The organism is Ramlibacter monticola (genome assembly GCF_016722785.1).
In the GTDB taxonomy this organism is placed as follows: domain Bacteria; phylum Pseudomonadota; class Gammaproteobacteria; order Burkholderiales; family Burkholderiaceae_C; genus Ramlibacter; species Ramlibacter monticola.
In genome coordinates this window covers 324,978-337,500 of record NZ_JAEQNE010000004.1, presented here as the reverse complement: position 1 = coordinate 337,500, position 12,523 = coordinate 324,978, and the positions used below count along the sequence as shown (strand labels likewise).

Below are 12,523 nucleotides of genomic sequence, written 5' to 3'. Positions count from 1 at the left end.
CGCCGAGGCGGACAGGCCCGTCCTGGTCCGGCCCCCTGGCAGCGAAGCGAGCCAGCGCATGACCGCGCCAATTCGATCCACAGTGCGCTCTCCACCGGCGAAGAACCAAAAAAAAGGCCCGCATCAGCGGGCTCGGAAGCATGGCGTTAACACCTTCAGGAGCTGTGCAACGTGGATCCCATGCAGTCGCCAGATTACCGAAAGGTCAACGAAATGACAATGTTGCAGTTGCCGGGTTACAAACTCGCGCTTGCGAAGTAATACACGGATCGGCCGGTTTCGAGGCGCAGCCCGCCCCGGCCTGCCTCTTCAGCGCTTGATCTCGCTCTTGTGGTTGACGATCCGCCCCACCAGCCCGTACTCGATCGCCTCCTCGGCGGACAGCCAGCGATCGCGTTCGATGTCCTCCAGCACTTTGTCGAGGGGACGCCCCGTCTCGCGGGCAATGGTGCGGGCCACGCGCTCGCGCGCCTTGATGATCTCCTGCGCGTGGATGGCGATGTCGCTGGCCGGACCGCCCGCGCCGCCGGAGGGCTGGTGGATCAGGAAGCGCGTGTTGGGCGTGCAGAAGCGCCGTTCCTTCGGCACCGCCAGGTACAGGTGGGTCGCGGCGCTGCCCACCCAGCCGGTGCCGATCATGTTGACGGGCGCGGCGATGAAGCGAATCACGTCGTGAATCGCGTCGCCGGACTCGAGATGGCCGCCGGGCGAGCTCACCAGCATGTCGATGGGCGTCGCGGCATCGGCGTCCAGCGCGATCAGGCGGCGGGCGATGTCGCTCGCGCTCTGGTCCGTGATGGCGCCGAACAGCAGCACGGTGCGCGACTTGAACGCCTTCTCTTCCAGGAAGGCGTTGCGCGGCTCCGCCGTTGCGGCGGGGGTTTCGGGATCGGGATGTTCCAGCATGACTTCCTCCTGAGGCTGCCATCATGCAGGAAGCCGGACCGGCCGGGTACGCCGGCGGGGGGAACCCGGTAACGCGACGACTACGTGGTCTGACCGGCGTCCGGGACGTACGGGCCGAAGCGCAGCCGCACCTGTGCGCCGGCGTGGCGCTCGCTGGTGGCGGCGACGAAGCCGCCGAAACGCTCCATCGCCCGGTTCAGCAGCGGCAGCCGGGCGCCGAACTCGTACGGCACCGCGCGCTGCAGCGAAGGCGCCACGGCGCCGGCGCCCGTGTCGCTGATCACGAGTTCCAGCGCGCCGGCGGTGTCGCCCGCGCGCAGGAGAATCCGCAGTTCGCCGCCGCCGGGCATGTTCTCCACCGCGTTCGAGACCACGCTGTGCAGCGCCTGCCGCGCGACGGCGGTGTTGCCCTGCACGCGCATGCGGCACAGCTCGTCGGGCTGCCACCGCACGCGGATGCCCGAACGCTCGAAGGTCGGCTGGAACGAGGCGAGCACCCCGTCGAGGACAGTGCACAGCTCCACCGCCTCGCGGTTGCCCCCGGTCGGGCGCGAATACAGCAGCATCTCCTTGATCCATTGCGACAGGAAGTCCACCTGCGTCACGATGTCCTGCGCGTGCTTGCGCACTTCCTCGTCGTCGCTGCAGGAGGCCAGCTCCGCGCTGGAGCGCACGCTGCCGAGGGGATTGCGCAGGCTGTGCGCCAGCGCCCGCGCCGCTTCGCCGGCATACACCTGCGACTCCGCCGCGACCAGCAGCTTCTGCTGCTCCGCCAGCACGCGCGAGGCACGCCGCACGATGCCGAACAGCCCGAGGTAGATCACGGCTCCGCCCACCAGCGTGGTCCACCAGACCAGCGTCTGGCCGGCCCGGATCGATTCCATCAGGTGGCCCGGTTCCTTGTAGACCTCCACCACCGCCATCACGCGCCCGTCCGGTCCGGTGAGCGGCACGTAGTTCTCGATGAAGAACTCCCGGGGCTCCACCACGAAGCGCTGCTCGGAGCGGCTGCCCACCGTGCGGGCATGGTGCAGCGCCACGTCGTTGTGGGTGCGGAAGGCTTCCTCGAGCTCGTCGTTGTAGTCCACGTGGGTGCCGGTCAGGCTGGCGTTGGTCGACCAGACGATCTGGCGGTCGCGCGCGTACACGCTCACCAGCAATGCGTCCGGCAGCGACTCGAGGTGCGGAAAGGTGTGGGCGCGCGCGCTGGCGGCGTCGTCCGGCGACAGCCCCATCTGCCAGCTGTCCACGCGCGGGTCCAGCAGCGGCACGAGGCTTGGGACCCCGACCTGCGCGGCCTCCACCGCCACGCAGTTGGCGATGAACTCCGCGGTGAGCAGCGCGTCGCGGTGCAGCGCTTGCCGCGTCACGAAGTTCGAGAGCACCGTCCCGATCGCGGCCGCGACGGGGATCAGCGCCAGCAGGCTCACCAGCGAGAACCAGCGCAGGAGGTTGAAGCCCTGCAGCGGCCGCTGCGCCTCCACGAGGCGCGACGCGGGGGCCGTCGCGCCCGCCGGCGGCCTGGGCGTGGACAGGCGGCGCGCCTGCGGCGCCCACGCCCATCCTCTCATCCCGGCGATCCCGGCGATCGGCTTCACGCGCATCCCCCGTTGCCTGATCCGAGCCGCACGTCGGCTCCTCCGATGGCCCTGCGTCCGCAAAGGCCCAGCATATCTTGAAACCGCGACCCGAACAGGGCAATTCACGCACGTCCAGATCGGCACCAAGGTGCCTGCAAAAAGGCGCGAAAGAGCGCCGGATCAGGGCTGCGGCTGGAAGTGCGACTCGGGTGCCGGCAAGTTCTCGAAGGTCGCCCGCAGGCGTTCCAGCGCCGTCAACGAGCCTTCGAGCGTGCACAGCACCTCCTGGGAGGCAGGCAGGTGCGGGGACTGCGTCGCGCTCAGGCGGGTGATGCGGGACTTTTGCGTTTCGACCCGCAGGCGGGTCTCCTCCACCGCGCGGTCGAGGCGGGCGAGGGTATCGAAGCCGGTCTGCGCAGCCGCCGCGCCGGCGCGGGACTGGCCGGGCGTGGTGCCCCAGCGGCGCCGGAACTCGCGCACGAAGTGCGAAGCGGAGACGAAGCCGCACTGCTGGCCGACGCCGGCGACGCTCAGGTGCGCGAGGTCGGCGTTCGCGAGCAGCGCCGCCGCCTGCACCAGCCGCATCTCCCGCAGCGATTCGGAAAAAGTCGTGCCGGCGTCCTCGAAGGCGCGGGTGAGCGTGCGGACGGACACGCCGAGCATCCGCGCCACCTCGCGCACGTTCAGTTCGGAGTCGCCCATGCGCTCGGAGCACAGGCGCTGCGCGTCGGTGACGAGGTCGCTGGAAAAGCGCGGCGCCGGTTCCGTGCGCAGCGCGGCGGCCAGCTGCACGCCGATCATGTCGGCCACCGCGGCTCCCGCCTCGTTCGCCGCGATGTCGGGGTCCGCCGCCAGCTCGCGCAGGGAAGTGGACAGGATGAGCCCCCAGCCGCGCAGCCCTCCGGCCACCCGCACGGAGGGATCGTCGCCCAGCCCGCCGAGCCAGCGTTGGGCCCAGGGCCGCGACCCGGCCAGCACGCTGGCGCGGATGCCGTGGCGAAAATCGAGCGACGTTCCCGGCCCGACATGGACGATGGCGACGTCGCCGGCGGCGACCGATTCCACGGCCCCTGCCTGCTCGACTTCCCACTCGTGTTCGGCATCGACGATGACCAGCACCGGATACAGGCTGTCGCTGGCGCAGGCGAGGCGCTGGCCGACGCCCTGCAGCTCGCAGAGCAGCAGCCCCGGAAGGCTCAGCTTGCGCAGCGACCCGCTCAAACCCACGGCACCCGCCACGCTTTGCAACTGCAGCGCGCCCCCGCAGGCGGCCTCGAGGGCGACGCGCCAGTAGTCCATCCGTTGCTGAGGCGGCACGGTATCGGTCGACCAGGTTCGTTCGGCCGGCTCGCGCGCAAGGGCGCGAGGTACGGTGTGGACCTTGGCGGCAGACTTCATGTTGGTCGAGTGTGGCAGAACCGCAGCGCTCCGGTGACCATCGCCGGAGCTGATCCTGCGTGACCGCAGCAGGGATAACCCGCGCTGCGCGGAAATCGACCGCACCGCACCCGGCGCGGCAGGCCTCAGTGCGTCTCGAACGCCGCGCAGGCCTCGAGCAGCTTGTCGCTGTCGATCAGCTCGCAGCCGCACGCAGCCACGCGCGCCTGCATCTGCAGCGCGGCCGCCGCGAGTTGCTGCCAGTAGGCCGCCGCGGCCTCCAGGTCGTAGCGGACGAGGTCCAGCTGGATCGAGAGCACGTCCATGGGCCCGCAGCGGCCCTGCAGGCGTGCGACCGCCTCGCCGTGGTGCTGCAGAGCCTGCCGGGCGGCCTTTTCCTGGATCCCGCGCATTGCCTCGAAGCCGCTGAACATCGCGCACGCCGCGTGGCTGGCCATCGTGGAATGCTGGCGGGGCAGGTCCAGCAGGGCCGACCAGGCCTGGAAGGGCTGCCACACCGCCTGCGCCGCCATGGGCGCCGTCAACCGCATATCCATTGCTCGCCTCCTTCGATGGGTGTCCCATGCATTGTTGGAAGCAGCGTGCGCCCGACCTTGACGCGGCGCAAGACGTGTCTTCGCCTACGCCCTGCGTCCGCGCCCGTCCTTCGCCGTCACCTTGAGCAGGGTCAAGGTTCCGACCCTCACCGCAGTCCTAAGCTTGCCGGGGGCCCGCTGCGCCGGCGAGAGATGCTGCCCGTCACCTTCCTCCTCTTCATCGCCTCCCTGGCCATTCCCGCCGGCTTGTTCGGCTTCATGGCGTGGGAGAGCCGCGAGGAAACCGTGGCGGCCGCGCTCCGGCACGTGGAGCAGACCACCGGCATCCTGCACGAGAACGCGGAGAAGGTGCTGGAAATCAACGCCGGCGCGCTGGAACGCGCGGCGCAATTCATGGCCGCGCCGGACGGTCGCGGCGCGTTGCACGGCTTCCTCGCCCGGGTGGAGCGCAGTTCCCCGTCGATCCAGTCCCTCTGGGTGTTCGCGCCTGACGGACGCGCCCTCGGCACCAGCATGCCGTCGCCGCCACCCCAGGGGCTGGACGTGAGCGACCGCGAGTACTTCCTGCATCACCGCGCGCATCCCGGCACGAGCTTCTTCGTCTCCGCACCGCTGATCGGCCGCGCCGACGGCCGACAGCAGTTCGCCCTGACGCGGCGGCTGGAGGACGGCAGCGGCCGGTTCGCGGGCGTCGCTCTGTCCGGCATCGCCTCCGTCTACTTCGAGCGCCAGTGGCAGGGCCTGTCGCCCGAACTGCAGCCGACGGCGGCGCTGGTGCGCGACGACGGCGTCGTGCTGGTGCGCCACCCCGCGCTGCCCGTCACGGCCCCACCCCTGCCGCCCGACTCCGAGTACATGCAGGCCGTGCGGCGCGAGCCGCAGGGCGTCCGGCAGATGGGCTCCACCATCGACGGCAGGGACCGCATCGTGGGCTTCCGCAGGCTGTCCGGCTATCCGGTGTCGATCGCCTACGCCGTCAGCCTCGACGCCGTGCTCGCCGGCTGGCATCGGCTGCTGGTGCTCTACGGCTTCGTGTGCGGCTCGGTCGCGCTGGCGCTGCTGGCGATGACGGCGCTGGTGCACCGCCGGTCCCGGCTGCGCGAGATCACCGCGCGCCTGCGCGAACGGCAGGCGGTGGTGGAGGCGCACGAGGAGGTGCAGCGCGTCACGCAGGGCTTCCAGCGCGAGCTGATCGCTGCCGTCGAGGCGCGCCAGGCCTGCATCGCGCGCGACCTGCACGATTGCGTCGGCGCTTCGCTCGCGGGCGTGTCGCTTCTCGTCGGCTCCGCCCGCGCGCTGGCGGCGGACGCGCGCGCCGCGGCCGCCCTCGACAAGGCGCAGGAGCAGGTCGCGGCGACGGCCGAGGCGGTGCGAGGCATCTCGCGCGGCCTGATGCCGGCAGGCACGGATTCGGGCGGACTGCTGCACGCGCTGGAGCAGTTCGCGGCCGACCTGACGGACACCAGCGGCGTGCTCTGCATGCTGCGCGCGCGCGGCACCTTCGCCACCCTGGGGGCCGAGGAGGCCACGCACGTGTTCCGCGTGGTCCAGGAAGCGGTCGCCAACGCGCTCCGGCACGGTCACGCGACGGAGCTGCGCATCGTGCTCTGCGAATGGCGCGGTCGCTGGCGCATTTCCGTGGCCGACAACGGCCGCGGCTGCGACTTCGGCCGCCTGCCCCGCACCCATCCCGGCCTGGGGCTGCGCTCCATGCAGGCGCGCGCCCGCGCGCTCGGCGGCGAACTCGAGCTGGGCCCGGACGCCTGGGGCGGCTGCCGCGTGCGCGTGACGTGGACCGCGTCGCCCGCGCGCCGGAGCGGGCTTGTTCTGCATCAAGATCGGGAAGCGTTCGCGCACTAGCATGGAACGCATGACCAGCGATGCCCTGCCGGCGAAGCCGGGTTCCGTGGTCGTCATCGACGACCACGACATCGTGCGCTTCGGCCTCGAGACGCTGATCCGGCAGTGCCCGGACCTGCGCTTCGCGGGCTCCGCGGCGACCCTGCGCGAGGGACTGGCGCTGATCGCCGCGGAGCAGCCCGACCTCGTGATCACCGACATGGGAACCACCGACTCGCGCGGCCTGGACACGGTGCGCGCCGTGCTGGCGGTGCAGGAGCCGCGCGCGACCCTGGTGGTGTCGATGCAGGAGGAGCTTCTGTACGGTCAACAGGTCCTCGCGCTCGGCGCGCGCGGCTACCTGATGAAGGAGAGCGCCCACGCCCTCGTGATCCCCGCCGCGCTCGCCGTGCTGCGGGGCGGCACCTGGGTCAGCCCGCAGCTCAACGCGAAGCTGCTCAATCGCTTCCTGCAGCGCGCACGGCCGGGGCCGACGGAGTTCTCCCACGAAGGCGAAATGGAGCTGACGACGCGCGAGATCGACGTGCTGGAGCTGCTCAAGTCCGGGCGCACCACCAAGGAGATCGCCGCTTCGCTGGACCTCAGCACCCGCACCGTCGACATCCACCGGGCCAACATCAAGCGCAAGCTGCGGCTGCGCAGCGGGGCCGAACTGATCGCCTACGCCTCCAGCCACCTCTAGCAAATACCTGCACCGGCTAGGTGCAAGTACATAGCGCAGCCGCGCCGCCCGCGCCCACCATGGGAGCACAAGGGGCGGAGGAACCACAATGGACTTCACCACCAGCAGCCGCGACGTGCTGGCGGCAGGCGGCGCGCAACTGCCGCCAGCGCCCGCGCGCACGCCATCGCGCGCCGCCCCCGCTCCGCAGTGCGTGGGCTGCGGCGCCCGCCAGCGCTGCCTGCCCGCCGGCCTGAGCGAGCACGAGGCGCGCTGCCTGCATGCCGTCACCATCGGCCGCCGGCGGGTGCGCAAGGGGCAGGCCCTCTACCGCGAGGGCGAGCGTTTCCTGTTCCTGTACGCGGTGCGCTTCGGCACCTTCAAGTCCACCGCGATGCTGAACAGCGGAAGCGACCAGGTCACGGGCTTCCACCTGCCCGGCGACGTGATGGGCTTCGACGCCACCGTGAGCAACCGCCATCCCACGACGGCGACCGCGCTGGAAGACGCCGAAGCCTGCGCGCTGCCCTACTCGCAGCTGACCGATGCCTGCGCCGAGGAACGCAGCCTGCGCATGCAGATGCTGCGCCTGGCCGGTGCGGAACTCGTCCGCGACCAGCGGCTGCTGGCGCTGATCGCGCACACGCATTCGGAGCAGCGTGTCGCCGCCTTCCTCCTGAGCCTGTCGCAGCGCATGCGCGAGCGGGGCTTCTCGCCCAGCGATTTCCTGCTGCGCATGACGCGCGCGGAGATCGGCAGCTATCTCGGCACCACGCTCGAAACGGTCAGCCGCAGCCTCTCGGCCTTCGCGCGGCGCGGCTTCATCACCGTGCGCCGGCGCCAGATCCACCTGGCGGACCTGGACGCGCTGCGGGCGGAGTTCGAGACCGACCTGCCGTGACGCTCGAGGCGCCACCGGACCCCGGGCAGCGCCGGGGCCCGCATTGCCCTCAACGCAGCGAACGCAGTTCCTCGAGCGTCGTGGGGGTGACGGTCTCGAAGGTTCCGTCGCCGTTCGCATCCACCTGCAGGCTGAAGCTGTTGATGGCCGTCACCGACAGCAGCAGCGCGGACTGCTTGCCGTCCACCCGCAGGCTGCCCGCCGTCACGTTGCCGGAGGGATCGGCGATGACCATGGCCGTCGGCGTGCTCACGCGGTAGTTCACGGGTGCCGTGCCCAGGCGGCTGTTGAGGCTCTCGAAGTCACCGGTCACGGTGAAGCTGTTGCTGCCGCTGCTGAACGCGACGGCCTGGCGATAGTCCCGCATCGTGAACGAACGGGTGCCGCCCGCGGTGGTGACGCTGCTGGCGAGCGAGCTCCCGGTCAGCACCACGTTGCCCTGGCTTTCGCTGGTTTCGGTGAGGTCGAACACCATGTCGCCGTTCGTGGTGCTGCTCTCGCCGCCGGCGGTGACGCCGAAGCCGGCGGCGTGGATCGTCATCACGACGTGGTGCGGGAAGGGCGAGCCAGGCAGCATGCTGCCCGAAGCGACCGTGAGCGTGAGGCCGCCCGACATCATGGTCGCGACGCCGCCCACTGATTCGCGGCAGCCCGAAGCCGTGAGCGTGACGTGGTCGCCGGCCACGAGGCCGCTGTCGCCCGCAACATCCCCCGTGACGTGCACCGAGCCTGCCTCCGTGCAAGGCATCGTTCTCTCGATCGCAACGCCCATCGGCATGCCGGAGGCCGGGGCACGCTTGCTCACGAGCGCCCGGACCGCGGCCACGAGCGGCACGCTGCCCCTCGCCGGGAGCGCATTGGGCGCGACCTGCGCGCTGAGGATGAATTCGCTGCCGCCCCGCGCGGCATCGATGTTGGTCGCGTTGTCCAGCGCGTCGGCGGCGACGGGCTTCGCATTCGCCGGGGTGATGACCAGGTCGGCCTGCAGCCCCGCTCCCCCGCCGCCCCCGCCGCCACCCCCGCCGCCGCAGGCGGAGAGCGCCAGCGGAATGCACACGAGCAGCACCTGTGTTTGCAGTGCGGTGGAAATGCGGCGACGGGTCCGTGTGGCCATGGAATCCTCCTGATCGGCAATGGCGCCTCTTCAGGCTAGGAGGCCCGGCGGCGCCGACCTTGTGGCGCATCAACATCGCTGCGTCGCCGGGTCCTAGATTGAGTGCAGGAATCCATGAGGAGGACTTCATGTACCAGCGCATCCTCGTGCCCGTGGACGGCAGCGACACGGCCGTCCGCGCACTCGTCGCCGCATTGCAGATGGCCCGCGAGAGCGGGGCCCGCGTGCGCCTGGTCCACGTCCTGGACGAAATGGCGTACCTCGCCGAATTCGATCCGCAGGGGCAGGTCATCGCGACCGCGCGGCACGCCGGCGGCAAGGCACTCGATGACGCGATGGCGATCGCGCGGGCCAGCGGCGTGCCGGCGGATTGCCGGATGCTCGAAGCGCAGGGACGCCGGCTGGGCGAAGTGGTGGCCGACGAAGTCCGCAACTGGGAGGCAGATCTCGTGGTCGTCGGCACGCATGGGCGCCGGGGCGTCGAGCGCGCGCTGCTGGGAAGCGGGGCCGAGCAGGTGCTGCGCCTCACGCCGGTGCCGGTGCTGGCGATCCGCAGTCCGGAGGCGCGGGCAATCGCCTGAACCGAGGCGCCAGGGGCGTCAGCCCTGGCGCGCGAGCTGGCGCGCCCGCGCTTCGACCTTCTCCAGCGCCTTGGCCAGCGCCTCGCGTTCCTCGGGAGAGAGGTCCGACAGCAGGTATTCCTCGCGGGCCTGCACCATCGGCACGATCTTGCGATACAGGGCCGCCCCGGCGGGCAGCAGGCGCACCCGCCACGCACGCCCGTCCTCCGGATCCGGCGAGCGGGCGAGCAGGCCGCCCTGCTCCAGCCGGGCCAGCGCGCGACTGACCTGCATCTTGTCCAGCGTGGTGCGGTCCTTGACGTCCGCCGCCCGGACTTCGCCCTGCTGCGCCAGCGCCGCCAGCACGCGCCATTCGTCGCGACCCAGCGCGAAGCGCGTGCGGTAGACCTGCGCCGTCGCCAGGCTGACCTGCTCCGCCAGCAGCGCGATCCGGTAGGGGAAGAACTTCTCGAGCTCCATGCCCCAGATGGTAGCTCGTGTTACCACCACGTGCCAGCGCGGCGGCCGGTCGCATCGGTGTTTACACCTATGAAAAAAGCGCTTGCGGGAACGACCGGGTCGGCTAGGATAGTAACCGTCGTTACTACCCAAGGCCATCGAAGGAGTTCGAAGATGAAGATCCAGCGCATCCACCACGTCGCCTACCGCTGCCGCGACGCCAAGGAGACCGTCGAGTGGTACCGCAAGTACCTGAACATGGAGTTCGTGCTCGCGATCGCCGAAGACCGCGTCCCCTCCACCAAGGCGGCCGACCCCTACATGCACCTGTTCATGGACGCCGGCAACGGCAACATCCTGGCCTTCTTCGAGATCCCGAACTCGCCCCCGATGGGCCGCGACCCGAACACGCCCGACTGGGTCCAGCACATCTGCTTCAAGGTCGAGAGCGAGGCGGTGATGCTCGAGGCCAAGGCGCGCCTGGAGGCGGCCGGCATCCCCGTGGTGGGCGTGACCGACCACACGATCTTCAAGTCGATCTACTTCTACGACCCGAACGGGCATCGCCTCGAGCTGTGCTTCGACTGCGCGACGCCGGAGCAGATGAAGCAGCTCGACGACGTGAAGTGGGAGATGCTGGAGGAGTGGTCGAAGACCAAGCGCGCGCCCAAGCACGCCGCGTGGATGCACGAAAGCGAACTCGCGCAGTGAGGGGCGTGGTGCAGAAGACCTATACCTATCCCGAGTTCGCCTACCGGCAGTCCGAGGAACAGCGTCTCGGGACGGTCAGGCGCCATCCCGTCGTGATCGTCGGCGCCGGCCCGATCGGCTTGACCGCCGCGCTCGAATGCGCGAGCCGCGGCATCCCCTGCGTGCTGCTGGACGACAACAACACCGTCAGCGTCGGCTCGCGCGCCGTCTGCTACGCCAAGCGGCCCCTGGAGATCTGGGACCGCCTCGGCGTGGGCGAGGCCATGGTGCGCCGGGGCGTGAACTGGAAGGTCGGCAAGGTCTTCTTCCACGACGACCTGGTCTACCAGTTCGACCTGCTGCCTGAGGAAGGGCACAAGATGCCCGCGATGATCAACCTGCAGCAGTACTACCTGGAGGAGTACCTGGTCGAGGCCTGCGGAAAGAGCGAGCTGGTGGACCTGCGCTGGAAGCACAAGCTGATCAGCCTGGTGCAGGAAGCCGACCATGCCAGGCTCACGCTGGAAACCCCGGACGGCATCTTCCAGTTGGAGGCCGACTGGGTGATCGCCTGCGACGGCGCCAACAGCGACACGCGCAAGATGGTCGGTGCCGAGTTCACCGGCCAGTTCTTCCAGGACCGCTTCCTGATCGCCGACGTGGTGATGAAGGCGGACTTCCCGACCGAGCGCTGGTTCTGGTTCGACCCGCCCTTCCACCGCGGCCAGAGCGTGCTGCTGCACCGCGAGTGCGACAACGTCTGGCGCATCGACTTCCAGCTCGGATGGGACGCCGACCCGGCGGAAGAGAAGAAGCCGGAAAACGTCATCCCGCGCATCCAGGCGATGCTGGGCAAGGACGTGGAGTTCGAGCTCGAATGGGTCTCGGTGTACCAGTTCGCCTGCCGCCGCATCGACGAGTTCCGCTATGGCCGCGTGCTGTTCGCCGGCGACGCGGCGCACCAGGTCTCGCCCTTCGGCGCCCGCGGCGCCAACACGGGCATCCAGGACGTGGACAACCTGGTCTGGAAGCTCAAGCTGGTGCTCGATGGCCAGGCGCCCGCCACCCTGCTCGATACCTATCACGAGGAGCGCGCCTTCGCGGCCGACGACAACCTGCTGAACTCCACCCGCTCCACCGACTTCATCACGCCCAAGAGCCGCGCCAGCCGCGCGCTGCGCGATGCGGTGCTGCAGCTGGCGGAGGAACACCCCTTCGCGCGCAAGCTCGTGAACAGCGGCCGGCTGTCGACTCCGACGCCCTACGTGCAGTCTTCGCTGAACACGCCGGACGAGGACGGCTTCGCGGGCGCGATGCGTCCCGGCACCAACTGCGCCGACGCGCCGGTGAAGCGCCGCGGCGAGAACCTGTGGTTCCTGAACCAGCTGCCCGCGGGCTTCTCGCTGCTGGTGTTCGCGCCCGAGGCGCCGGCCGCGCAGGTGAGCGTGGGCGACGTCAGCGCGCAGGTGGTGTGCGTGGGCCGCGACTTCAGCGATGCCGAGGGCCTGCTGGCGCAGCGCTACGACGCGCAGCCCGGCACCGTGTACCTGCTGCGGCCCGACCGCCACGTCGCGGCGCGCTGGCGTACCTTCGATCCCACCCGCATCCGGGCCGCGCTGGCGCGCGCCTGCAACCTGAAGGAGGCCGCATGACGCTCCAGCTCCAACCCAACATTCCCGATCCGGACGACTTCTACCAGGAGCTGATCGGCATGCAGCGCGACCTCGACGAAGAACAGGCGACGCTGTTCCAGGCCCGCCTGCTGCTCGTGCTGGCCAACCACGTGGGCGACCGCGCGGTGCTGACGCAGGCGATGGAGGTCGCGCGGCGCGCGGGTTCGCGCGCGGCTGCCGCGTAG

13 protein-coding genes are annotated in these 12,523 nt (G+C 70.3%); 7 read left to right on the top strand and 6 right to left on the bottom strand.

Translation table 11 applies throughout. The features are described 5' to 3' along the window. Positions 1-309: 309 nt before the first annotated feature. The 4 genes from JJ685_RS18190 to JJ685_RS18175 form a co-directional block, all read right to left on the bottom strand. Positions 310-906, bottom strand: a complete 597-nt coding sequence (locus JJ685_RS18190; RefSeq protein WP_201675732.1) for an ATP-dependent Clp protease proteolytic subunit — start codon at positions 904-906, stop codon at positions 310-312. A gap of 80 nt (positions 907-986) precedes the next feature. Continuing rightward, the gene (locus JJ685_RS18185; RefSeq protein ID WP_201675731.1) at positions 987-2,477 is read right to left on the bottom strand and encodes a sensor histidine kinase; all 1,491 of its coding nucleotides are present in this window, start codon (positions 2,475-2,477) and stop codon (positions 987-989) included. Positions 2,478-2,666: 189 nt separating this feature from the next. Then, complete coding sequence (locus JJ685_RS18180; RefSeq protein WP_201675730.1) at positions 2,667-3,884, bottom strand: helix-turn-helix transcriptional regulator; 1,218 nt, start codon at positions 3,882-3,884, stop codon at positions 2,667-2,669. A 125-nt stretch (positions 3,885-4,009) separates the two neighbouring features. Then, a complete protein-coding gene (locus tag JJ685_RS18175) occupies positions 4,010-4,420 on the bottom strand; it encodes a phasin family protein (protein ID WP_201675729.1) in 411 nt (136 codons plus the stop codon). 192 nt (positions 4,421-4,612) lie between these two features. Between JJ685_RS18175 and JJ685_RS18170 the strand changes: the two genes are divergently transcribed. From JJ685_RS18170 to JJ685_RS18160, 3 genes are all read left to right on the top strand, one after another. Further along, on the top strand, positions 4,613-6,280 hold the full coding sequence (locus JJ685_RS18170) for a cache domain-containing sensor histidine kinase (RefSeq protein WP_201675728.1): 1,668 nt from the start codon (positions 4,613-4,615) through the stop codon (positions 6,278-6,280). A 10-nt stretch (positions 6,281-6,290) separates the two neighbouring features. Beyond that, a complete protein-coding gene (locus JJ685_RS18165) occupies positions 6,291-6,962 on the top strand; it encodes a LuxR C-terminal-related transcriptional regulator (RefSeq protein WP_201675727.1) in 672 nt (223 codons plus the stop codon). A gap of 88 nt (positions 6,963-7,050) precedes the next feature. Continuing rightward, positions 7,051-7,842 carry a helix-turn-helix domain-containing protein gene (locus JJ685_RS18160; protein WP_201675726.1) on the top strand — a complete coding sequence of 264 codons (792 nt, stop codon included), beginning with the start codon at positions 7,051-7,053 and terminating at the stop codon, positions 7,840-7,842. A gap of 49 nt (positions 7,843-7,891) precedes the next feature. Here JJ685_RS18160 and JJ685_RS18155 read toward each other — a convergent pair whose 3' ends face one another. Next, complete coding sequence (locus JJ685_RS18155; RefSeq protein WP_201675725.1) at positions 7,892-8,956, bottom strand: hypothetical protein; 1,065 nt, start codon at positions 8,954-8,956, stop codon at positions 7,892-7,894. A gap of 128 nt (positions 8,957-9,084) precedes the next feature. On the opposite strand from JJ685_RS18155, the gene JJ685_RS18150 reads away from it, so the two are divergent. Beyond that, positions 9,085-9,537: a universal stress protein gene (locus tag JJ685_RS18150; RefSeq protein WP_201675724.1), complete on the top strand. Its 453-nt coding sequence runs from the start codon at positions 9,085-9,087 to the stop codon at positions 9,535-9,537. 18 nt (positions 9,538-9,555) lie between these two features. Here JJ685_RS18150 and JJ685_RS18145 read toward each other — a convergent pair whose 3' ends face one another. After that, positions 9,556-9,996 carry a MarR family winged helix-turn-helix transcriptional regulator gene (locus JJ685_RS18145; protein ID WP_201675723.1) on the bottom strand — a complete coding sequence of 147 codons (441 nt, stop codon included), beginning with the start codon at positions 9,994-9,996 and terminating at the stop codon, positions 9,556-9,558. A gap of 153 nt (positions 9,997-10,149) precedes the next feature. On the opposite strand from JJ685_RS18145, the gene JJ685_RS18140 reads away from it, so the two are divergent. From JJ685_RS18140 to JJ685_RS18130, 3 genes are read left to right on the top strand one after another with little or no spacing between them, the layout of a single operon-like run. After that, entirely contained in the window at positions 10,150-10,686 is a 537-nt protein-coding gene (locus JJ685_RS18140) for a VOC family protein (RefSeq protein WP_201675722.1), read from the top strand. A gap of 8 nt (positions 10,687-10,694) precedes the next feature. Continuing rightward, complete coding sequence (locus JJ685_RS18135; RefSeq protein ID WP_201675721.1) at positions 10,695-12,317, top strand: FAD-dependent oxidoreductase; 1,623 nt, start codon at positions 10,695-10,697, stop codon at positions 12,315-12,317. Further along, positions 12,314-12,523 carry a DUF2783 domain-containing protein gene (locus JJ685_RS18130; protein ID WP_201675720.1) on the top strand — a complete coding sequence of 70 codons (210 nt, stop codon included), beginning with the start codon at positions 12,314-12,316 and terminating at the stop codon, positions 12,521-12,523. The genes JJ685_RS18135 and JJ685_RS18130 overlap by 4 nt, the downstream gene beginning before the upstream one ends.

Bases quoted from the DNA above. Each gene is read 5' to 3' on its own strand.
- JJ685_RS18190 (WP_201675732.1), bottom strand. From the start codon at position 906: ATGCTGGAACATCCCGATCCCGAAACCCCCGCCGCAACGGCGGAGCCG.
- JJ685_RS18185 (WP_201675731.1), bottom strand. From the start codon at position 2,477: ATGAGAGGATGGGCGTGGGCGCCGCAGGCGCGCCGCCTGTCCACGCCC.
- JJ685_RS18180 (WP_201675730.1), bottom strand. From the start codon at position 3,884: ATGAAGTCTGCCGCCAAGGTCCACACCGTACCTCGCGCCCTTGCGCGC.
- JJ685_RS18175 (WP_201675729.1), bottom strand. From the start codon at position 4,420: ATGGATATGCGGTTGACGGCGCCCATGGCGGCGCAGGCGGTGTGGCAG.
- JJ685_RS18170 (WP_201675728.1), top strand. From the start codon at position 4,613: ATGCTGCCCGTCACCTTCCTCCTCTTCATCGCCTCCCTGGCCATTCCC.
- JJ685_RS18165 (WP_201675727.1), top strand. From the start codon at position 6,291: ATGACCAGCGATGCCCTGCCGGCGAAGCCGGGTTCCGTGGTCGTCATC.
- JJ685_RS18160 (WP_201675726.1), top strand. From the start codon at position 7,051: ATGGACTTCACCACCAGCAGCCGCGACGTGCTGGCGGCAGGCGGCGCG.
- JJ685_RS18155 (WP_201675725.1), bottom strand. From the start codon at position 8,956: ATGGCCACACGGACCCGTCGCCGCATTTCCACCGCACTGCAAACACAG.
- JJ685_RS18150 (WP_201675724.1), top strand. From the start codon at position 9,085: ATGTACCAGCGCATCCTCGTGCCCGTGGACGGCAGCGACACGGCCGTC.
- JJ685_RS18145 (WP_201675723.1), bottom strand. From the start codon at position 9,996: ATGGAGCTCGAGAAGTTCTTCCCCTACCGGATCGCGCTGCTGGCGGAG.
- JJ685_RS18140 (WP_201675722.1), top strand. From the start codon at position 10,150: ATGAAGATCCAGCGCATCCACCACGTCGCCTACCGCTGCCGCGACGCC.
- JJ685_RS18130 (WP_201675720.1), top strand. From the start codon at position 12,314: ATGACGCTCCAGCTCCAACCCAACATTCCCGATCCGGACGACTTCTAC.